This is a genomic window from Methanobacterium bryantii, from assembly GCF_002287175.1.
Classification (GTDB): domain Archaea; phylum Methanobacteriota; class Methanobacteria; order Methanobacteriales; family Methanobacteriaceae; genus Methanobacterium_D; species Methanobacterium_D bryantii.
Map to the genome: position 1 here is coordinate 46,556 of NZ_LMVM01000040.1, position 20,574 is coordinate 67,129.

Consider the following 20,574-nt stretch of genomic DNA (forward strand, 5'->3'; position numbering starts at 1 on the left):
TAAGCTTATTTTTTTTTAGATGTATAAAAGGAAATGTTTAAATGGAAGCTTGAGAATTTATATTTGTCTATAAAATTAATTTAATTAATAAAATAGTGTGCTTGGGTTTACACCTTAACTTAGGAGGTTAGTCCTTTGAATTCTAAAGAAATAGTTAAACCAGTGCTAAATGTAAAAATAAACATTCCTTTATCAGATAAAGTAGAAGATCCATCTATCATTGATCCTACAGGAAAATTAAATATAGTATTCAGCGAGAATTTAGATATGAATACCGTTTCAGATGGAATAAAACTTTATAAAGTTGAATCTAATGGGAAAGAAATAGAAGAAGATATTGTAATAAGTTCTGATGAAAATTCACCTCCTGTTCTTTGTATCAGTAAATCTGATAATGCAGACTTTACGGAAGGTGAGGAATATAAACTTCACATAACTGATGAACTAAAGTCTGTAAGTGGGACATCTTTAGAAGAAGAATTTACAAATTACTTTGCTGTAGATTACTCATTTAATCTGGATTCAAAGGGTATTTCGGATCTAAATAATCAAAGAACGTTGATATTATGTATAAGTGATCTCCATATGGGTGCAAATGACAGCTATGCTGAAATTAACAGAAACAGAGAGGCCCTGGTTAAGTTCTTAGATCAAGTTAGAACTTCACCAAATGTCAAAGAACTGGTTATAGCCGGCGATTTCATAGATGAATGGTTTATTCCAATGAATATGGATACATTTAATGGAAAAACACAGAGGGACTTTGTAAAAGCGGTGGCTGTTAACAACAAACCTGTAATAGATGCTTTTAATTGCATAATAACAGATGGTAAAATAAAAGTAACATACGTACCTGGAAATCATGATTTATTGATAAATTCCGAAGATATTCAAAGTATAATGCCAGGAATACATGAAGCCCGTGATGTTAAAGGTTTGGGAGCATATACTCCTGTAGATTTCCCAGAAATAGTCATTGAACATGGACATAGATATAATTTCTATTGCGCACCTGATTTTTCAAACAGATCTATAACCAAAACAGATTCCATACTGCCTCCAGGATATATCTTTACAAGAATGGCAACAAGTTCAGTTATTCAGGGCCGCCCTAAAAGAGATGATCCATTACCAGTTGTTAGTAAAAATGAACTTGGAGAAGTTCAATATCTTTATTTCCTCTACTGGAATGTCTGGAAAGACCTTATTACGGATTTCCCTGTAAAAGAAGGGCTCGATGAAAATGTCATAAACACAAATATAGATGGATTTACTGGTTTTTATTCCATAAGTGATGTATTACCATATCAAGACCCAGATAATGGTTATATTGATGTTAAATTACATAATGGAGTTATTGAAGGTTGGGATGAAAGGCAAACTAATAATTTAGTCCCTGTTAAAATACCTACAGCAGAGGCAGTTTTGAAAGGAGATTTAGCCAGTCATCTTGATGATCAATCAGCTGTCCAGTACTTTAATAACCCTGATTCTGATAAGCGAATTGTTGTATTTGGACATTCCCATGAGGCACGTGTCATAACATCTTTCAATGAAAAACAGGAAAAGAATGTCTATATAAATTCAGGTACATGGATAGATAAGAATGAGTGTACCATGACATTTGCTGTTATTATACCTCCAAAAAGTGAAGATTCAGTTCCAGCATATGCTGGTCTTTATCAATATTCTCAAAGTGGAGATATTAAAAAATTAGGTTCTGAGGTGCTTACAAATTTGAAATAGTCTTTATTGATTATTTATTTTTGTCTATAACAAAGCAGCAGTATTTATCGCCCATAGCATAGCATTTTGTTTCAGTAACAGCTCGTTTATCGTTATAATAAGACGAAAAAAGAGATTCTAATATTCCTGCATCGAATGCACATGCAGGTCTTCCAAGATAAGGTAAATGCCTGCATTCATAGCATTCACTGACGTTAATTATCAATGGTTCAAGATTTTTAACTTCAACATTACCTAGATAGTGGGTTTCCCAGAACTGGGCGATATTTCCGAGGAATTTGCTCATTTCAGGGTCAGCTACTCTTTCATATAGTGCTTTTCCTACTTTGATTCCTGCATCGTGAAGTATGGGGTCAATGTTAATGCCCTGGTTTATTAGGCCTACACGTATAGTCTTAAACATTAATCTGAAAAATTCGAATGGATCTCCGTCGCTTAAAACATAGCTGGAGACGTAACTCTCTAAATTGTCTTCCTGTTTTTTATCTCGTGCCAATTCGCCGATATATTCTGATTTTATAAAAAATATCTTTTTACGTGCATCTTGAGGATCAGGCTTTGAACCGATTATTCCATCATCTACCAGTTTTTTGAGGTGTACTGATACCGTTGATTTGGCCTTTCCAGATGAAGTTACTATCTGATCAAAGCTTAACTCTCCTTTTCTAAGCATTGATAATATTTTAGACTTTACGGGGCTATCTATGGCCCGTATACCCTTTGATGTTGCAAATAATCCGATTTGGGTATCGTGGGATTTTTTTTGATTCGTGTCTTTCATAAAGATAGCCTCTCTTTAAGGTTTATATCTAGTTCTACGTTAGTCATAGATAAAATGATATGTTTAAATATTAACTTTTTTGATAATCATATTTTTTGAATAAGATAACTTTTCTTGTTTACAAAATATGTTGGTGTTCTTTATATACTTTGTTCGTGCACCATGAAACAAAACCGAAAATTATATATGCTATTGTTCGTAGATAATGAAACATTCGTATGCAGACGAACACAGTAAGATGGAGGAAAAACATGAAATTTGAACTATTTGGTAGGAAAAGTTCTGAATCATCAGGAGGGGGATGCTGTCCACCTGTAAAAGAAGACTTAAATATGTTTTGTTACCAGTGCTCTCAAACTGCTAGAGGAACTGGTTGTACAGTAAAAGGTGGTTGTGGAAAAGAAGCAACAGTAGCAAGGCTTCATGACAATCTGTTGTTTTCAATTAAAGGGATATCTGCATATCTGTACCATGCAAGAGAATTAGGATATACAGATCCAGAAGTGGATGGATTTTTAGAAAGAGGATTTTACTCTACACTAACAAATGTTAACCAGGATACAGGAGATTTTGTAAAGCTTGCCATTGAATCTGGGGAAATGAACATAAAAACAATGCAGCTTTTAAAGAAAGCTCTTATAGAAAAATACGGTGAACCTGAACCAACAGAAGTAAAAACTGGAACTGTAAAAGGTCACGGGATCGTTGCTACAGGCCACAGCATTAAAGCATTATATGAACTGCTTAAACAAACAGAAGGAACTGGAATAAATGTTTATACACATTCAGAGCTTCTCCCTGCACATGGATATCCTGAATTTAAAAAATTCGACCACCTTGTAGGGCAACTTGGAGGCCCATGGTTCGATCAAAGGAAAACATTTTCAAAGTACCCTGTCGCAATTCTTGGAACATCAAACTGTGTGCTAACACCAACAGATGCTTATAAAGAAAGAATATTCACATCAGGAGTTGCACAGTTACCTGGGGTCCAGCATATTGACGGTTATGATTTTACTCCAGTAATTGAGAAATCAAAATCCTTACCTGAACTTTCAGATGAAACTGGAGAAAAGGTATTTACGACAGGATTTGGAGCTTCCACAGTCCTTTCACTTGCCCCAAAAATTAAAGAATTAGTAGAAGCGGGAAAAATAAGGAGATTCTTTGTAGTTGGAGGATGTGATTCCCCAATGCCAAAAACTAGTTATTACAGAGAATTTGTGAAAAATTTACCTGAGGATACAGTTGTATTAACACTTGCATGTGGTAAATACAGGTTCAACGACCTTCAGCTTGGTGATATCGAAGGAATTCCAAGATTAATAGACCTTGGTCAATGTAACGATGCAATAGTTGGAATTGATATTGTAGCTGCACTCTCAGAATTATTTGGTCTTGAGATAAACGAGCTTCCACTCACATTTGTTTTAAGCTGGATGGAGCAGAAAGCCGTTGCAATCCTCTGGAGCTTGCTTGCACTTGGAGTTAAAGGTATTTACATTGGTCCAATTATACCTGCATGGCTAAATGAAGATATTCTAAATGTGCTGGTCGAAAATTACGATATAAAACCAATTGGAGACCCAAAAGAAGATATAAAAGCTATTTTAGGATAAGGTATTTAAGGTTCTCAATTCACACCCTTGAAAATGTATAATTTTCAAGGGTCTACATTTTTTTATTGTTGGTAGTGTTTTATTAGGCATATCCTGTAATTAACGGGTTATTATTTCATTTGAGACCATAATTTGCATTTTTATGGATTTTTAGATTATCTCCTCTGTATTAACTTTAAGTTACTTTTAATTACGATTTTAGATGGAATAACAACATTTATATGCATTATTTTAGATAATATATAAATAGTTCGGGTGAAACCAAACAATGAACTGGGATATATAAAAATTTTTTAAAACTTTAAATTCAGTAAAAAGTGTCAATTGGTGAATAAAATGAAGTACAAGTGTGATATATGCAGTTATATTTACGATTCAGACGCCGGGGACCCTGAAAATGGGATTGAAGCAGGGACTGATTTAAAAGATCTTCCTTCAGATTGGGTTTGTCCAATATGTGGTATAGAAAAGGATCAGTTCTTCCCCCTTGAAGATGAAAGGGTAGGTTCAGAAGGAGAGGGCCCGATGGCCTTGATGATATTAGCTTTAACACATGGTCTCTGGACTATATCTGGAAGAGGTTCATACTCTGTAACCAGGGAAATAGGCCGCGCATTTATCAATGAATTAAAAAAAGATGGTGTTAAGTTTACAGATGCTAAATCTGCTCTTGAGTCTGTAAAAGAATACTTTATTAAACATAAATTTGCAAGAGATATGGAATATGCCATTAGGGATGGAGAAGCAGAACTTGAAATAAAAAACTGCCGCTTCTTTGGATTGTGCAGGCAGCTTGAGAACCAGGGAGTTTTAATAACAACATGTCCATATACCAATACTTCAGCAATGGCCCTTGAAGAGTCTACAGGCTACAGATATAGAATCAGTAAGGAACAGAAAGGATATGGTCATAAAATACATTTGAAAAAGGTTTCAAAAATTTAAGAAGAGGAAAATATTTAAATTTTCATAAAAATTTATAATAATTCCTCAAAATTCAAATATTCCTATTTTAATACTTTTAATTCTGTAGACTGTACGGTCTAGACCATCAGGTTTATATATCATATATGCAATACACTTAAAACCAGTGATATTGAGAGTGTATGTATTGAAGATTTAAAGGATATATTACTTTCATTTATAAGTTGCTTGATGGAGGATAAATTAGATGGAACAAAAGTCATTTAAAAGGAAAAATGAACTTATTGAAGCAGCTCTAGATGAATTCACGGCGAAAAATTATGAAAATGCTTCATTAAATGTTATCCTTAAAAATGCAGGCATCAGCAAAGGTACCTTTTATTATCATTTTCAAGATAAACAGGCACTCTACGCGTTTTTACTTGAATCTGCCCACAACACTGAGTGTAAATTCATAACTAATCGTATGAAAGAACGTATAGGAGATTTTAAAGGGAAAGATGTCTTTGAAAGATTTAAACTGCAGGTCCAAATAGCTTATGAATTCGCGGTCGCTTTTCCCAAATACTTTAAGTTAGGTATAATGTTCCAGAAAGAAAGGGGAAATGAAATTTACGAATATGCAAAAAATATCATTGAAAGAAATAAGGAAGTATGGCTTGAGGAACGAATCAAAAAAGCTATTAACGATGGAGATTTTAATAATAGATTTTCTGAGGATTTCATCCTAAAAATATTGAATTATATAGTATTCCATTTTAACGAAATATTTGATGAAGAGGAAGACTATAAAATGGAAAAAATGCTTGAAAATGCAAGTAATCTTGTAGATTTTTTAAAATATGGATTTGGCAATAATAAAGTATGTTATTGAAGATAAGTTGTATACTAAGAGGTGAAACGTAAAAGGGGATATAATACGCTTCAAAAGGGATACAACCTATACAAATTATTTAATTTTAATTTTTAAAAGTCAATTGGATGCTGGAGGTATAATAATGGTTATAAAAAAGACTAAGAGTTTATGTCCGGAATGTCTTCAAATTATCGATGCTGAAGTTGATGAAGATAAAGACATGGTTAAGATAGTAAAAGAATGCGACGAGCATGGAAAGTTTGAAAATACCTACTGGAGCAGCGATGAACTTTACAAAAACGTGGTGAAATATGATTATAAAGGAGAAGGAATTGAAAATCCTCAAACTGCTTTAAATGGTGAATGCCCTTCAAACTGCGGATTATGTCATGAACATGAAAGCCACACTATTCTGGGTCTTATCGATGTTACAAACAGGTGTAATATGAAATGTCCAGTATGTTTTGCAAATGCTGCTGTTTCAAAAAGTCTCTATGAACCAACATATGAAGAGATAAGGGGTATGCTTCAGAATTTAAGGAATAATCAGCCTGTTTCAACTCCTGCAATACAGTATGCTGGAGGGGAACCAACCGTCAGGAAAGATATAGTTGATCTAATTAAGCTTGCCAAGGAAGAAGATTTTACACATACGCAGATAGCTACAAATGGTATAAAACTTGCAAAAAATCCAAACCTTGCAAGAGAGCTTAAAGAAGCAGGATTAAATACTGTTTATCTACAATTTGATGGAGTTACAGAGGAGCCATATATCAAAATAAGGAACAGAGATTTACTTTCAACTAAATTAGAGGCAATTGAAAACTGTAGAAAAGTAGATTTAGGAATTGTTTTAGTTCCAACACTTATAAAAGGGATAAATGATCAGCAAGTAGGGAATATAATAAGATTTGCAATCGATAATATTGATATTATAAGGGGAATTAACTTCCAGCCTGTTTCATTTGCAGGTAGAACACCGGCAGATGAAGTAGAAGAACAGCGTGTAACAATCCCTGATTTTGAGGAATTAGTTGAGGAGCAGACTGAATCTAAAATTAAAGTAGAAGATTTTTACCCTGCATCATCTGTTGTCCCAATTTCTGAGTTTGTCGCGGCTATAGAAGGTAAAGAGCAGGTTACATTTACATGCCATCCTCATTGTGGTGCTGCTACTTATATTTTTATTGATAACGGTAAAATTATTCCAGTTACCCAGTTTATAGATGTAGATAGATTATTCGGCCTTTTAACAAAAAGTGCTGAAGATATTGAAAAAGGAGGATTAACTGGCAAAGCTAAAACTATAGCAAGGGCAACAGTCGGACTTCCCAAAACTATAGACACGTCAAAAGCACCAGAATCCGTTGATATAAAGAAAATATTGACCTCAGTATTTAAAGAAAGGTCATATTCTGCACTTGGAGATTTTCATAAAAAGTCACTGCTTATTGCATGCATGCACTTCATGGATCCATGGAATTTTGATCAGGATAGAGTTAGAAGATGTGTAATACACTATGCAGTTCCAGACGGAAGGATTATACCTTTCTGCTCCATGAACACGCTTTACAGGCAGGAAATTGAGAAAAAATTCGCGGTTCCTTTTAAAAATGAGCAAGAAAGTGAATAAGTTTAGATAGCTTAATTGGATAATTAAGTCAATTATAATTTTTTTAGCGTTAAAAATTTAAATAAAAAAGTTTTAGGAGAACTAATCTTGTTCTTCCTTATTAACGGATTTTAATTTACTGCAAGCATCTTCTGCAGCCAGAATAATTGGATCTGTGACCATTGAAACTGGAGGGGCATAGGAAAATTCTGTAGTTGCAAGTTCAGAGCAGGTAACGCCCTTTATTATAGCGAGTGACATTATATCTACTCTCTCTGCAACTCGTTCTTCCCCAATCAACTGACATCCAATAATCCGTCCTTTAAGATTATTTATAATTTTAACATCAATTCTTTTTGCCCCCGGATAATAACGGGCTTTGGTAAGAGCTCTAATTTTACCATATGCCGCATATATCCCGTTTTGCCGTGCTGATGCAACTGTTAGGCCTACAGCACCAAATTCAAGTTCTCCAACTTTGGAAACATTGGAATTTAGGACTGGTTTAAATTCAGCAGTTATTCCTGCGATATTTTTGGCTGCGATTTTCCCCTGTCTTACAGCAGTTGTTCCTAACATGGATTGAGTGCTCTCTCCAGTTATCGCGTCGAATACTTCTACACAATCTCCAACTGCATATATGTTTGGTATGGATGTCTGCATCTTTTCATTGACCACTACTGCCCATTTTCCAAGTTCACACCCTGCCATTTCAGCTAATTTTGTTTTAGGCCGGACTCCAGTAGCCATTATGACCAGATCAGCATCTATAACATTGTCTTCAAAGACAGTCCCTTCTACATGTTCATCGCCTATGATTTTGTCAATTCCCTGCCCTAAAATCACGTTTATGCCATGTTTTTCCAGGTAATCCTGAACTATTGTTGCCATATCCGGATCCAGTGACCTTGGAATGATTTGAGGTAGCATCTCCATCATTGTAACATTAAGGCCCTTTTGTCGGAGTGCATATGATACTTCTACACCTATTAGACTCGCCCCTACAATCACTGCATTTTGGCTTTTTTCAGCCCATTCATTGATTTTAAGACCGTCTTCAAGGGTTCTAAGCTTGAAAACACCATTTAGATTAGTACCTTCAATTGGAGGGATGAATGAACTTGCCCCGGTTGCTATAACGAGATAGTCATAGGATAATTCATATTCTTCTGTTTTTTCGTTTATGAGACGGTATTTTATTTTATTTTCGCTGCTTGATATATCAAAAACTTCTGCTTGAGTTATGATCTTTATGTTCTTTTCAAGGTAATCTTCTGCTTCATGCATAATGATATCCTTAAAATTCTCTACTTCCCCACCTAAAACATAGGGGATAGCACAAGGAGAATAAGCAATATGTTTCCCCATGGTAATTACAGTTATTTCCGCATCTTTATTGTATTTTCTTATGTTAGAGGCTGTTGAAAGCCCACCGGCTCCAGCACCTACTATTGCTATTTTCATTTATTTTTTCACCTTTCGGAATTAGACACTATGAATTTTGTAAGTTCAAAGTATATAAGCTTGAATTTTTGTTGTTTTTTTTATATGAAAAATCAATAATTTTATATTTAATATATCCATATATTTGGATATATAGAATTAAACTTATTGAAATGGTGCATATAATGGACGGAAAAGAAATTAAGGAGTTTGTAAAGGGTAGATACTCAAAAATAGCGACAAAAGAAGAATCTTATTGTTCTTGCTGCTCTGGAGTTGATTTAACAATTGAACAGGCTAAAGCTGCAGGGTATACCATGGAAGATATTAAAAGTATACCTGAAGAAGCTGTTTTTGGGCTCGGATGCGGCAATCCTACTGCACTTGCAGACCTTAAAGAAGGAGAAACAGTATTGGATCTTGGGTCTGGCGGGGGAATAGATGTTTTTCTTGCAGCAAATAAGGTCGGCGAATCGGGTAAAGTCATTGGAGTAGATATGACTGAAGAAATGGTAGAAACTGCCGTTAAAAATGCGGAAGAAGGTAAATATGAAAATGTTGAATTTAAACTGGGAGAAATAGAAAATTTACCCGTTAACGATGATTCTATAGATGTTATTATAAGTAATTGCGTAATTAACCTTACACCGGATAAATTGGCAGCTTATAAAGAAGCTTTTAGAGTTTTAAGGCCGGGAGGGCATATTTTAGTATCAGATCTGGTGACAGAGGGAAATATTCCTGAAGAGATTAAACACAGTTTTGACGCATGGTCTAACTGCATTGCAGGAGCTATGGAAAAGCAAGCTTATTTGGATACAATAAAAGAAGCAGGATTTAAAGATATCCAAACTGTGGAACAGCACTATTTCACAGAGCCAAACATGGACGAACGGCTGGTAGGAAAAATCACCAGTGTTCAAATTAAAGCGTTAAAGTAGGGGTAAATCATGAAAACTTGTCAGATAAACGGTAAAGGTGAACCATGCAGTGAGCAAATTGAGAATTTAAATGAAATTTTATCTAAAATTCCTTCAGATGAAATTTTTGAGGATATATCGGATAGATTCAAGGCAATTTCAGATCCTACACGGCTTAAAATATTATATCTCTTGCAGGAAGGGGAATTATGTGCATGTGAAATAATTATTGCTCTTGAAAAGCCCCAATCAACTATTTCACATCATTTAAATGTACTTAAAAATGCAGGGTTTATAAAAGGACGTAAAGAAGGGGTATGGATACATTATAAACTTATTAATCCAGAAATTGTTTGTTTAATTGAAAATTTAGTAAAATAACTTGAATTTATATAAATAAAGACTGTTTTAGGAGATTGAAAAGATGTTAAAAGTTGCAATAGCTACAGATGGCCCGTATGGAGAACGAGCATATGAATATATAAGTAAAGAATTCGATACAGATTTTGTTGAGCTTGAACCACCTGTATCTATGTTTGTAGATGAAATTGAGATTCCTGAGGATGCATTAAAACGACTGGAAGGTGTAGACATACTGATAACTTATGTTCTTCATCCAGATCTTGCCCTTGATCTTGTTGAAATGATCCATGATAATGTGGGATGGGTAATCGTGGCTGCCTGGAGAGGGGAAGGGTTTAAAAATCAGCTTGAAAGATTGGGAAATGTTACATGCCCTGAAAACATGTGTGATCTTCAAGAAAATGGGAATCCGATATTTGATGAGTTTGTATCCAAATTTGGAAGGCCAATTGTTAAGGTAAACTGCCAGGGAGACAAAATTGTCGATATAGAAGTTTTGAGGTCTTCTCCATGTGGATCAACGTATTTTGTGGCTGAAGAAATGATAGGGCAGGATTTAAAAGATTTACCTGTTAAAGCAGGCCTTAAATTGCAGCACTATCCTTGTAGGGCACCAAAAATGAGATTATTTGCTGATGACGAGTGTAAGAAAGAAATGGCTGCCAATTTCCATAAAGAAGCCTTTGAAGAGGGGATAAAACATGAAAAGAATAAATGATAGGAATTGCAGTGATTTATACTTTTAAGCTTTAAATAACAATTTTAAGGTTTCTACACATCTGCTGTAGCTACTTTGGGGATAATCCAGGGAGTTGCACCTGCTGCTGTAGACCCTTAAAATTTTCCAGTGATTATAAATGGAATGGGCACAGATTTCCAAAAAGTCTGATAAAAAAAGGATAATATAGCTTAAAAGCTATATCTAACTTATTGCAGGTATAATAGTTGCTCCTATTAGAATTACAACTATCATCCATGAGAATACTGAGACTGAATTTGTAATCCTGTTTGCCAGATCACCTGACATTTTAGAGGATAATATCTCTTCTAGCATAAGTCCTCCGTCAAGTGGTTTTGCAGGAAGTAAATTGAAAGTCCCTATTCCAATGTTTAAGAAGAATATCCAGTAGAACAACCAGTATAAACTGTACAGGAACCATGGTATTGTATCTCCATATTTGCTGGCAACATCTTGATTAACAGTCAAATGGTTTTGTACAATTACTCCTAGATAAGCATGGTTTGTATTGTTTGAGTTTGCCGTTGCTTTAAGTTTAAATGTCCCTTGGTTAGTCGTGATGTTAACTTCTTCACCGGGTTTAATTTTAGTGCTTAATATATCAGTAAATGTGGTTAAATTCGTCACTTCATAGCCGTTAACATGAGTTATAACCATTCCATTTTGTAAAACTCCATAAGCTGGAGTATTTGGCATTGTATTCTGGACTTCTACTCCTTGAGGATGGAAAGATGGGGCAATGAAAAAAGACGATAATGCAGTTAGAAGTAAAAATGCAATAAACGCTACAACAATGTTAGACATAGATCCTGCAGCATAAATTCTGAGTTTTGTAAGTCTTGATGCTTTTTTAATTCCTTCTTCATCTGGTTCAACGAATGCTCCGGGTATAACTGCAAGCATAAGCAGCCCTATTGATTTGATTTTAATTCCGTCAGTTCTTGCCAGGATTCCGTGTGCAAATTCATGAACGACTATAACAACTACAAGTCCAATTAACCCGTATACTAGGGGGACATTAAAAGATGATCCTGGAATGCTGACTCCGGGAATCGCGATACCGACACTTGATACTGTTGATGGTCCCTGGACTGCAAATAGGTTTTGTATGATGGTTCCCAGTGAGTATAAAAGCAGTGGGAGGTTTAAAATCATAAAGAAAATGCATATGGGCACTCCAATATTCATGCTCCATCGCCAGAATTTGGGGCTCTTTTGAGCAATAGAGTCAATAAAATCTCTGAGTCGAGTGGTTTTCCTCATTAAAATGGGGCCACTTATCTCAATTTTTAGTTTATCCTTAAATAAAAGGGCTACGGCCCAAATAACAATAAATGCAATAGCATAAAACTGTAAAGCGTCCACATGATCACCTTTAAATCCACATAATAAATTATTATTTGTTAATATTTATTTGCATAGTAATATTAATTATAAATTTTGTCAGTTTGAAAATTTAACTATGAATCTAATTAGTTATACCTTTAACGAATCGTAAAGTAAAACGTCACATTCTTCGCCTTCGTTTATACCCTCAACATTTTCTTCTATCAAGATATAACAGTCAGATTCAACCATAGATCTTATAATTCCAGATCCATCTATTTTAAGGGGGTGTACTAAATTACCTTCTGTTTTTGCTCTAACATAATCTGTTCTGCCAAGTGTTGATGCAATCTTTCTAGATGCTGTTTTTTTAATGATTGAGAACTCTTTATGAATATTCTGCATTTTAAGAAGGTAATTGCGAGTGAAAATATCGAACTGCACCATTGAAGCTACAGGATACCCTGAAAGCATGAATATGGGGGTTCCATTTATTACTCCAAATCCAAATGGCTTTCCAGGTCTTATGCCTGCTCCATGAATTAAAACTTCTCCCATTTTATCAACCACATCTACCACAACATCTCCTTTACTTATTGCAGTGCCTCCGGTGGTTATTACGGCATCACATGACTCTAAAAATGTTTCAATTTGTTCTTTTACTTTTTGAGCATCGTCAACGCAATGGGTAAGTTCTGGAACTGCAAGGGTACTTTCAACGAGTGCTTTTAATGTATAATAATTTGAATTTATAATTTTAGCCCCTTTAATCTCTGATTTAGACATTACAAGTTCGTTTCCAGTAGTTATCACACCTATTTTGGGCTTTTTAAATACATTTATGGTATCATGGCCTGCAGATGTTATTATCCCAATATCTTGCGGTCTTAAGAGTTTTCCTGATTTTAGGAGTTCATCGCCTTTTTTAAAATCTTCTCCAAATGGAGCAACATTTTCCCCTGGAAATAATGTTTTTGAAACTTCTAAATCATTGTTTTCTTCGTAGGTATACTCTTCCATGACAACTGCATTTGCACCTTCAGGTATCGGCGCCCCAGTAGCGATTTTTATAGCTTCCCCTTGCTTTAAAACTATTTTTGACGTATCGCCAGCACATATTCTATCTACAACTTTTAAATATGCAGGACTGGTTTCAGAGGATCCGAATGTATCTTCAGCTTGTACTGCATAACCATCCATAGCAGATCTGTCAAAGGAGGGAGAATCTAAAAGTGCTTTTATATCCTCTGCAAGGACTCTATTATATGCTTCTTCAAGAGGAATCCTTTCAATATCAAGTTTAATTTCAATGTTGTCTATGATTTTTAGTGCATCCTTAACGGGTATCAATTCAGATATGAACATTTCAGTCTACTTCCGTAATTTGATTGTAATGGATTTTGAGTATAAAAAGTAGTTATGTATATGATTGTATGTAAGTTATAGTTTTATGTGGCTGGCTGTATATAAATCCGACTTTCGAAGGCCTTTTGAATAATAATATTTTCAATTAATCTGGAAAATATGAAATTTTGTATCATTTATGTTATAACGTATATTTAACGGTTAATTCTATAAATAACATATTTTAGATTGTATTTTTGCCATTTATATGTTTATAAGGATTATATGTATGAATGAACTTGATAGTAAATACTATACATAATTTGAGCGTGTAATCTAGATGTATAATAGCATCAATTAGTGACAATTTTTCCAAATGGGGTTTAATTAGAGCTAATTTAGTAAAAATACAAACTAAACGCACTAATCTGTAATTCGACATTTAAATAAACTTTAAAAGAGTCTTAAATCTAAAAAAGAGAGCTATAAAGGCTTTTTTTCGACAAAAAAACCAAAACATTTATATATGCTGGAAGTTGATTATTGTTTTGTCCAAGAAGTACTAAGTAGGTGTATTAATACTTTTGGACACGGAGGCGGTATAATTAAGCGACAATCTATGTATGCTTTGCTAATAGCAATAGCTATGGCAATAAGCATTTTGCCCTCTGCGGTGGGGGCATCGGACCAAAGTGCATCGGATGATAATGCTCAAATTGGTCTAAACGAACACACAGACGTTTTGAAAGTGAATGCAGCGTCCAGTGTAAAAGTTAAAGTATGGTATAAGCACTGGTACAAACACTGGTATAAACATTGGTATAAATCCCACGGTAGATGGTACTATACATGGAAGTACACTTGGAAGTATACCTGGAAATATTATTATAAATACAAAACCAGTACAGTTAAAGCAGCATCAAGTTCCAGTAGTTCATCTTATACCTCAAGCGGAAAGCAGATACATTCAGCGACCCAAAATTAAACTCAATTATGAAATCAGCTGCAGGATACGGCTACCGAAGTGGAGTTAGTACTGCTTCTGGTTTAGTTAAATACCATGCAGGTGATTGTTGGGCGTACAGTGCATATTTAAACAATAAATTCAAAGCTGCAGGCTACAAATCCAGAGTAATTCAATACGCGACAAGTTATTCCAGCAGACACAGATCAGTTCAACTATACCAAAACGGAAAATGGAAAACAGTTCCTTACAGAGCTTATGGATATAATTATTTAATTGTATAATACATGCAGTTAAATCCATGATTCGTTAGGGCTGAGCTACGGTTTAAGAGGTGAAGATCGTTTTAAACCCTTTACCTCTTTTTAGATTTTAAGTATTTCTATTTTTAAATCAAAAAATAAATTACTAATTTTATCCATAATTTCTATTAATGATAATTAAATGATCATTAAATTGTAGGTAGATGAAATGTTTGAATCAGAATCAAGATTATATGATATATTTATAAGCCATATAGGTCAAAATGAGGAAGAATATAACACGTTTACTGAGAAATTGGCAGCAGCACATGATTTTGAGTTTAAAAACTATGGGATACTTGAAAAAGATAAGATCACTGGAGAAGAGCTTCAAGAACAGATAATGCCTGTAGGGATTGTAATAATTCTTTCAGGGCTATACAATAAGTATAAAGATATTATAAAGAAGCAAATAGACATTGCAAATAAATTAGAAAAGCCCATAATTGTCATCAGGCCTTACGGTATGGAAAATGTACCTCCTGAGCTTGAAGAAGCTGCTGTAGATATCATAGGATGGAATGCACCGTGTATAGTGGATGCCATAGTGGAAAATTATTTGGAGTAATTTTAAGGGGTAGAGACTGTACTTAGTGAAAACCAGTATTTTTAAATTAATTCGTTATACACTTGCAATGTATGTCTGGAAATTATCTAAGTTCTTCCTAAATAGTATTTTTGTAATGCACTTGTAATTTATGTCAAAAATCACTATTTTGTATTAACTCCACCACTCAAAAAATCATCGATTTTTCGACGGCCTCGCTAAGCTGCGGAAAAAAGAAAATAAAGTTATAAAAATATTAAAAAACAAATTAATTAAGTCTTTTATAGGTAAATTTTTTAGAACCTGCAGCTGCTGCGTCCTCTTTTTTTCAAATACTGCTGGTGGTAATCTTCGGCCATGTAAAATTTGAATTTATCTGCGGGTACAATTTCGGTTACAACATCTCGATTATACATACCAGATTGTTGAAGTTCTTCCTTTGAAGCACGTGCTGCTTTTTCCTGCTCGCTGTCGTAGTAGAAAATTACAGATCTGTACTGTTCACCTATATCTGGCCCCTGTCTGTTAAGCGTTGTGGGGTCATGGATCTTCCAGAAAATATCCAGTAATTCATTGTAGGTGATCACTGAAGGATCATATGTCAATTCTACTGTTTCCGCATGGCCAGTTCTTCCAGAACAAACATTTTCATAGGTCGGATTTTCTGTATGCCCTCCCATGTAACCTACCGCAGTAGATATGACTCCTTTTGTAATCCTAAAGGTTTCTTCAATACCCCAAAAACAGCCTGCTGCAAAAGCGGCTTTCTTATATTTATTTTCATTTTCCATTTTACCACGTTTTTATAAATCTAATTAAGGAGAAATACACTTGAAGAACGTGTTTTGTAAATAAGATAATTTAAGTATTTTTTATTATTAATGTTTTGTGTTACCACTTTTAAAGTTATTATTTGATTAAATATTACAATAAAAAGTTGGATGGTGTCAAATATTAAACAAGGAGTTGCTTTCTGTTTGTCAGATTTGTATAAACTATTAATATTGATAACACATCTAATCAATATCTCTAAATATTTAAACAGTACAAATTAAGAATTAACTTTCAAATGCTAAAGGGGTTAGACCTTGGACTTAAAAGAAGATATGATTAAAATAGGTTCTCTCACTAAATATTTTGGTGAAATACAGGCTTTAGATAATTTGAGCCTGAATATTAAGAAAGGAGAGCTTTTAGGAATCATAGGGCCAAATGGGGCTGGAAAGACCACTACAATACGGATAATATGTGGCATATTAAAACCAGATATGGGGACTGTTTTCGTTGGCGGACACGATGTTCTGGAAGATCCAATTACAACTAAATCAATGATAGGGTACCTTCCAGAAGAGCCAAATTTATATGAAAGATTTAAGGCACGCGATCTGCTTAGATATTTTGGTGAACTTTATGGAGTTCCAAAAGAAAAGCTTAACGATAGAGTTTATGAGCTTCTTGAGCTTGTTGGAATGGAAAATCGCGCAGAACATAAAATAAACACATTTTCAAAGGGATTACGTCAAAGAATTGGTATTGCAAGGGCTTTAATCCATGATCCAGAGATCATTATATTTGATGAACCTACAATGGGACTGGACCCTGCTACTGCACTTTCAATTAGAAGTTTTATAGAAGACCTTAAAGGTGAAAAGACTATAATTTTGTGCACTCACTACATGGAAGAAGCTGATGCTCTCTGTGATAGGTTGGCGATTTTAAGTGGAGGTAAAATCAGGGATATGGGCACTCCTGATTATCTTAAGGCAAAAATTCACGGCCAAACTATACTCCAGATAAAAATTAACCATGCAGATATAGACACTGATAAATTTCTTAATTTTAATTCTGTAGAAAATGTAAACTTAAAAGGTAAAAATCTGGAAGTATCTTTAAATTCTAAAGAAGATATTTCAGATATAGTTAGCTTGATTGGACATAATGTAGTATCTGTAAATACTAAAGAGCCGTCACTTGAGGATGTATTCATTCATGCTGTGAAATAGATATTTCAGGGTTTTATCATGAGATTTTCAACTATAACTAAATGGGAGTTTAAAAATACCCTCTCGAGCAGAAAGTTTTTGATGATCTTTTTAATGCAGCTTTCTGTCTTAGTTTTAATGATAGTTTTCTTAAACATGTTTATCGGCAATATAGAATCTGAAAATGGTGTTACATTATCTCCATCTTTGACTAATTTTGCTTCAATAGGTGTTTCAGATACAAGTGGCTTATTTGAAAAACAATTAAACCATGAAGTTCTTGGTATAACTCCACTCGGAAGTAATGAATCGGTAAACCAGGTTAAAAGTGGTAAGGCCACAGCTGCGTTGATTGTTCCTGAAAATTCTATCGGTAAAATAGATACTTTCCAACCTATTACTTTAAATCTGTTTGTTGATTATGCTGATCCGAAGAGGAGTGTGGTGACTGAGGAGGTAAATTCTACAGTTAAAGCTATTTCTTCTTCTATCTCTAATCAATGGATAAGTTCACTGGTTCCTTCCACAAGTACAATTGAACCAGATGTTAGGGAGGAAAAAAAAGGAGAGTCCTTACCATTACAGCTTATTAAAAAAATGATGGTTTCAATTCTGCTTTTTCTTCCCCTTTTCCTTTTTGGAAATATGATCATCGACAGTATTGTAGGTGAAAAAGAGCGAAAAACGGGAGAAATATTGATAGCCATGCCTCTGAGCCATGGAGAAATTATAATTGGAAAAAATTTGGCAGTAGTTTTAGTAATAGCTGTTCAAGTAGCACTATGGATTCTTATACTTTTAGTGGCAGGTTTTGACCTTAAAAATCCTATTTTAGTCTATTTAGTGATTATATTAACTTCTATTCCGATTGTAGGGATAACAAGTGTCATAGCAGCATATTCTAAGAATTATAAAGAGGCAGGGATTGGATTAAGCTTTATTTATATAGGGATTGTTGGATTTCTCGTGATTCCAGCGCTTGCTTATATCTCAAGTAAGTCAGCCGCAGCTAACATCTCTCCAATGACCCTTGTAATGCGTCTGTTTTCAGGGGATACCATCTCTATGACAGATTTAATGATTCCACTCATTTCTATACTTATTATAAGCGCCATATCATATTGGATTACAATAAAACTCTTTGAAAGAGATGATATAATGTTTGGGCCAAGGCCAGGTATAGTAAGGTTGGCCCTTGAATTAGTTGGTATTAAGAATATTTCAAAGATGAATTAAATGTAAATTTTATGTGCATATTAAGCAGGGGGCTTTTAGGAAATTAACTAAAAAGATTTACATATGAATTTAATCATTCGTAATTTACAGGAGATAAAATGAAGGTAATCGCACTTGCAAAAAAAGAAGCTCAAGATATATTGACCAACCGAATTTACATCATGGTTGTGTTTGTTCAGATATTTATAATTCTTGGGGCGTTTGGTTTGGGGGTAGGAAGTGCTGTTATAACTGATCCTGGACTTCTGGATAAGTTTGGAGTTACGTCCCATCTTACAGTGGGGATTTCTGAAAATTTAAAAAATTCAACCATTGCAAATGATCTAAGTGCCCAAAAACTGAATGTAGTTTATTTCAAAAATATGAGTAAAGCTGATAAATTGCTTGGATCAGAATTAATTGCTGTAGTTACGGTTTCATCTTCTCCAAAACAGGATATAGTTGTTCAATCAGATACATCTAATCCTTTTTACCCAATAGTGTCTGAAAAAATAAGTGATGCTGTAAATAAGTTTAAATTAGAAAAGAAACTGCAATCTGCAGGAATAAGTAAAGAAATGATCCAGAAAATTGAAAATCCAGTGATTTTAAATCAAATAAATAGTAATGAGGATAACATAGCGAAATTGGCCTTAAATACTTCTTACTTTGTGGAAATAATGTATGGATTCATAGTTCCATTTGTTCTTCTCCTTCCATTTTTCCTTGCAAGTAACATAGTAACAGATAGTATTGTAGGGGAAAAAGAGAGAAAAACATTTGAAATGATTCTTATGACTCCTATTTCAAGTTCAATGGTAGTAATTGGAAAAATTTTACCTATTCTTTCATTTTCACTGATTCAGAGCATTGCATGGATTATTTTACTGGATTTGCTTGGGGTTCCAATTTATAACGTGTTTGTTTTAATTTTCATGCTCATTTTCATGGGTTTAGCATTTATTGGGATTGGGATATTGATATCCATGCTTGTTGACAGCACTAAAGAGGCAAATTCAGCTATAACACTTGCTTTAATGTTTGCAACATTTATTTTATTTATGCCTCTCTTTATAAAAATGCCCTATCTTGAAGGAATTTTAAATATTATTCCAACAGTTTTAATGGTTAAATTATCTTCAACTCCAATTATCTCATGGGATATGATGTTATTCTTCATTCCTACGATTTTAGCGTCTACATTAATTTTTGCAATGGCTGTAACCTACTTTAGACATGAAAGAGCTATCAGGCTCTAAATTCTTATTTATGTATTAAATTTGGTATTTTGATAGATTAAGTGGATTATATGAATCTAAACTTGGATTTACGCCATGAAATTTTAAAATGTATAATAACAAATCTGTTTTAGTGTATAGATGATATGTATGGCTTCTAATTCTAATTATTTCTTAAAGATTTAACAAAGATTTAAATATTTTTAATATAAATTTATTCTTGTGGTATCATGTCCGAAGATCTTAGAAAATTACATGAAGAACGCTTGGAAATTGAAAGCAAAATATATGCTGAGCTAAATAGAATTTCAGAAATAGTGAATAGTTATACAAAGGAAGGGGATGAAATAGAAATCATTGCCAACAGCTCTTACAGGCTTCAAGTAGCTGAAGGAGATATACTGGTAGTAAGAGATACTGATTCTGTATTCTTTAGAGATTTGAGAATTTCAACTGAATATCAACTGGTTAGGCTAGTTTTAGAGCGCCGAGAAGAAATTTTAAGTAAGTTCATTGAGTTTAATGAACGCATGATTAAAATGGGAAAAAATATCAGCAAAAGTTATCTTGAATAATGTTATTTCTTCTGTTTTTTAGTTTTATAAATTAATTTTTTTACCGCACGAAAGTGCAGCATGCAAGACCTTATTTTC

General features: G+C 34.0%; 20 protein-coding genes. 15 read left to right on the forward strand and 5 right to left on the reverse strand.

Annotated elements, in window-relative coordinates; genetic code table 11:
- Window positions 1-135: 135 nt before the first annotated feature.
- Window positions 136-1,746, forward strand: coding sequence for a metallophosphoesterase (locus tag ASJ80_RS15265; protein WP_069583960.1), 1,611 nt, complete (start codon window positions 136-138; stop codon window positions 1,744-1,746).
- A gap of 10 nt (window positions 1,747-1,756) precedes the next feature.
- Here the strand turns inward: ASJ80_RS15265 and ASJ80_RS15270 are convergent, their stop codons facing one another.
- Window positions 1,757-2,527, reverse strand: a complete 771-nt coding sequence (locus tag ASJ80_RS15270) for a V4R domain-containing protein (protein ID WP_069583961.1) — start codon at window positions 2,525-2,527, stop codon at window positions 1,757-1,759.
- Between the two features lie 332 nt (window positions 2,528-2,859).
- Between ASJ80_RS15270 and hcp the strand changes: the two genes are divergently transcribed.
- The 4 genes from hcp (at window position 2,860) to tes (ending at window position 7,559) form a co-directional block, all read left to right on the forward strand.
- Complete coding sequence (gene hcp / locus ASJ80_RS15275) at window positions 2,860-4,146, forward strand: hydroxylamine reductase (RefSeq protein ID WP_069583983.1); 1,287 nt, start codon at window positions 2,860-2,862, stop codon at window positions 4,144-4,146.
- A 336-nt stretch (window positions 4,147-4,482) separates the two neighbouring features.
- Window positions 4,483-5,091, forward strand: a complete 609-nt coding sequence (locus tag ASJ80_RS15280) for a rubredoxin (protein WP_069583962.1) — start codon at window positions 4,483-4,485, stop codon at window positions 5,089-5,091.
- Window positions 5,092-5,317: 226 nt separating this feature from the next.
- Window positions 5,318-5,944: a TetR/AcrR family transcriptional regulator gene (locus ASJ80_RS15285; RefSeq protein WP_069583963.1), complete on the forward strand. Its 627-nt coding sequence runs from the start codon at window positions 5,318-5,320 to the stop codon at window positions 5,942-5,944.
- Window positions 5,945-6,068: 124 nt separating this feature from the next.
- Complete coding sequence (gene tes, locus ASJ80_RS15290) at window positions 6,069-7,559, forward strand: tetraether lipid synthase Tes (protein WP_069583964.1); 1,491 nt, start codon at window positions 6,069-6,071, stop codon at window positions 7,557-7,559.
- An 81-nt stretch (window positions 7,560-7,640) separates the two neighbouring features.
- Here tes and ASJ80_RS15295 read toward each other — a convergent pair whose 3' ends face one another.
- Window positions 7,641-9,002: an NAD(P)/FAD-dependent oxidoreductase gene (locus ASJ80_RS15295; protein WP_069583965.1), complete on the reverse strand. Its 1,362-nt coding sequence runs from the start codon at window positions 9,000-9,002 to the stop codon at window positions 7,641-7,643.
- A gap of 164 nt (window positions 9,003-9,166) precedes the next feature.
- Here ASJ80_RS15295 and arsM point away from each other — a divergent pair, with 164 nt between their 5' ends.
- The 3 genes from arsM to ASJ80_RS15310 are packed head-to-tail and all read left to right on the forward strand — an operon-like array spanning window position 9,167 to window position 10,982.
- Window positions 9,167-9,922: an arsenite methyltransferase gene (gene arsM, locus ASJ80_RS15300; RefSeq protein WP_069583966.1), complete on the forward strand. Its 756-nt coding sequence runs from the start codon at window positions 9,167-9,169 to the stop codon at window positions 9,920-9,922.
- Between the two features lie 9 nt (window positions 9,923-9,931).
- Entirely contained in the window at window positions 9,932-10,282 is a 351-nt protein-coding gene (locus ASJ80_RS15305; RefSeq protein WP_069583967.1) for an ArsR/SmtB family transcription factor, read from the forward strand.
- Window positions 10,283-10,325: 43 nt separating this feature from the next.
- Window positions 10,326-10,982 carry a DUF166 domain-containing protein gene (locus ASJ80_RS15310; RefSeq protein ID WP_069583968.1) on the forward strand — a complete coding sequence of 219 codons (657 nt, stop codon included), beginning with the start codon at window positions 10,326-10,328 and terminating at the stop codon, window positions 10,980-10,982.
- 204 nt (window positions 10,983-11,186) lie between these two features.
- Here the strand turns inward: ASJ80_RS15310 and ASJ80_RS15315 are convergent, their stop codons facing one another.
- Window positions 11,187-12,368, reverse strand: a complete 1,182-nt coding sequence (locus tag ASJ80_RS15315; protein ID WP_069583969.1) for a site-2 protease family protein — start codon at window positions 12,366-12,368, stop codon at window positions 11,187-11,189.
- A gap of 111 nt (window positions 12,369-12,479) precedes the next feature.
- Window positions 12,480-13,694 carry a molybdopterin molybdotransferase MoeA gene (locus ASJ80_RS15320; RefSeq protein ID WP_069583970.1) on the reverse strand — a complete coding sequence of 405 codons (1,215 nt, stop codon included), beginning with the start codon at window positions 13,692-13,694 and terminating at the stop codon, window positions 12,480-12,482.
- A gap of 505 nt (window positions 13,695-14,199) precedes the next feature.
- Here ASJ80_RS15320 and ASJ80_RS15325 point away from each other — a divergent pair.
- From ASJ80_RS15325 to ASJ80_RS15335, 3 genes are all read left to right on the forward strand, one after another.
- Entirely contained in the window at window positions 14,200-14,658 is a 459-nt protein-coding gene (locus tag ASJ80_RS15325) for a hypothetical protein (protein ID WP_179288755.1), read from the forward strand.
- A gap of 8 nt (window positions 14,659-14,666) precedes the next feature.
- The gene (locus ASJ80_RS15330; protein WP_095652121.1) at window positions 14,667-14,921 is read left to right on the forward strand and encodes a hypothetical protein; all 255 of its coding nucleotides are present in this window, start codon (window positions 14,667-14,669) and stop codon (window positions 14,919-14,921) included.
- 187 nt (window positions 14,922-15,108) lie between these two features.
- Window positions 15,109-15,507, forward strand: coding sequence for a TIR domain-containing protein (locus tag ASJ80_RS15335; protein ID WP_069583972.1), 399 nt, complete (start codon window positions 15,109-15,111; stop codon window positions 15,505-15,507).
- A gap of 275 nt (window positions 15,508-15,782) precedes the next feature.
- Here ASJ80_RS15335 and msrA read toward each other — a convergent pair whose 3' ends face one another.
- On the reverse strand, window positions 15,783-16,277 hold the full coding sequence (gene msrA, locus ASJ80_RS15340; protein ID WP_069583973.1) for a peptide-methionine (S)-S-oxide reductase MsrA: 495 nt from the start codon (window positions 16,275-16,277) through the stop codon (window positions 15,783-15,785).
- Window positions 16,278-16,574: 297 nt separating this feature from the next.
- Here msrA and ASJ80_RS15345 point away from each other — a divergent pair, with 297 nt between their 5' ends.
- The 4 genes from ASJ80_RS15345 to ASJ80_RS15360 all read left to right on the forward strand — a co-directional run bounded on the left by ASJ80_RS15345 (window position 16,575) and on the right by ASJ80_RS15360 (window position 20,496).
- Complete coding sequence (locus ASJ80_RS15345; RefSeq protein ID WP_338036880.1) at window positions 16,575-17,489, forward strand: ABC transporter ATP-binding protein; 915 nt, start codon at window positions 16,575-16,577, stop codon at window positions 17,487-17,489.
- A gap of 18 nt (window positions 17,490-17,507) precedes the next feature.
- On the forward strand, window positions 17,508-18,704 hold the full coding sequence (locus tag ASJ80_RS15350; RefSeq protein WP_069583974.1) for an ABC transporter permease: 1,197 nt from the start codon (window positions 17,508-17,510) through the stop codon (window positions 18,702-18,704).
- 98 nt (window positions 18,705-18,802) lie between these two features.
- Window positions 18,803-19,942, forward strand: a complete 1,140-nt coding sequence (locus ASJ80_RS15355; protein ID WP_069583975.1) for an ABC transporter permease — start codon at window positions 18,803-18,805, stop codon at window positions 19,940-19,942.
- Window positions 19,943-20,151: 209 nt separating this feature from the next.
- Window positions 20,152-20,496, forward strand: coding sequence for a hypothetical protein (locus ASJ80_RS15360; protein ID WP_069583976.1), 345 nt, complete (start codon window positions 20,152-20,154; stop codon window positions 20,494-20,496).
- The last annotated feature ends 78 nt before the right edge of the window (window positions 20,497-20,574 follow it).

What these genes read in the sequence shown, in the direction of transcription:
- ASJ80_RS15270 (WP_069583961.1), bottom strand. Translation starts at nt 2,527, where the DNA reads ATGAAAGACACGAATCAAAAAAAATCCCACGATACCCAAATCGGATTA.
- hcp (WP_069583983.1), top strand. Translation starts at nt 2,860, where the DNA reads ATGTTTTGTTACCAGTGCTCTCAAACTGCTAGAGGAACTGGTTGTACA.
- ASJ80_RS15280 (WP_069583962.1), top strand. Translation starts at nt 4,483, where the DNA reads ATGAAGTACAAGTGTGATATATGCAGTTATATTTACGATTCAGACGCC.
- ASJ80_RS15285 (WP_069583963.1), top strand. Translation starts at nt 5,318, where the DNA reads ATGGAACAAAAGTCATTTAAAAGGAAAAATGAACTTATTGAAGCAGCT.
- tes (WP_069583964.1), top strand. Translation starts at nt 6,069, where the DNA reads ATGGTTATAAAAAAGACTAAGAGTTTATGTCCGGAATGTCTTCAAATT.
- ASJ80_RS15295 (WP_069583965.1), bottom strand. Translation starts at nt 9,002, where the DNA reads ATGAAAATAGCAATAGTAGGTGCTGGAGCCGGTGGGCTTTCAACAGCC.
- arsM (WP_069583966.1), top strand. Translation starts at nt 9,167, where the DNA reads ATGGACGGAAAAGAAATTAAGGAGTTTGTAAAGGGTAGATACTCAAAA.
- ASJ80_RS15305 (WP_069583967.1), top strand. Translation starts at nt 9,932, where the DNA reads ATGAAAACTTGTCAGATAAACGGTAAAGGTGAACCATGCAGTGAGCAA.
- ASJ80_RS15310 (WP_069583968.1), top strand. Translation starts at nt 10,326, where the DNA reads ATGTTAAAAGTTGCAATAGCTACAGATGGCCCGTATGGAGAACGAGCA.
- ASJ80_RS15320 (WP_069583970.1), bottom strand. Translation starts at nt 13,694, where the DNA reads ATGTTCATATCTGAATTGATACCCGTTAAGGATGCACTAAAAATCATA.
- ASJ80_RS15325 (WP_179288755.1), top strand. Translation starts at nt 14,200, where the DNA reads ATGCTGGAAGTTGATTATTGTTTTGTCCAAGAAGTACTAAGTAGGTGT.
- ASJ80_RS15330 (WP_095652121.1), top strand. Translation starts at nt 14,667, where the DNA reads ATGAAATCAGCTGCAGGATACGGCTACCGAAGTGGAGTTAGTACTGCT.
- ASJ80_RS15335 (WP_069583972.1), top strand. Translation starts at nt 15,109, where the DNA reads ATGTTTGAATCAGAATCAAGATTATATGATATATTTATAAGCCATATA.
- msrA (WP_069583973.1), bottom strand. Translation starts at nt 16,277, where the DNA reads ATGGAAAATGAAAATAAATATAAGAAAGCCGCTTTTGCAGCAGGCTGT.
- ASJ80_RS15350 (WP_069583974.1), top strand. Translation starts at nt 17,508, where the DNA reads ATGAGATTTTCAACTATAACTAAATGGGAGTTTAAAAATACCCTCTCG.
- ASJ80_RS15355 (WP_069583975.1), top strand. Translation starts at nt 18,803, where the DNA reads ATGAAGGTAATCGCACTTGCAAAAAAAGAAGCTCAAGATATATTGACC.
- ASJ80_RS15360 (WP_069583976.1), top strand. Translation starts at nt 20,152, where the DNA reads ATGTCCGAAGATCTTAGAAAATTACATGAAGAACGCTTGGAAATTGAA.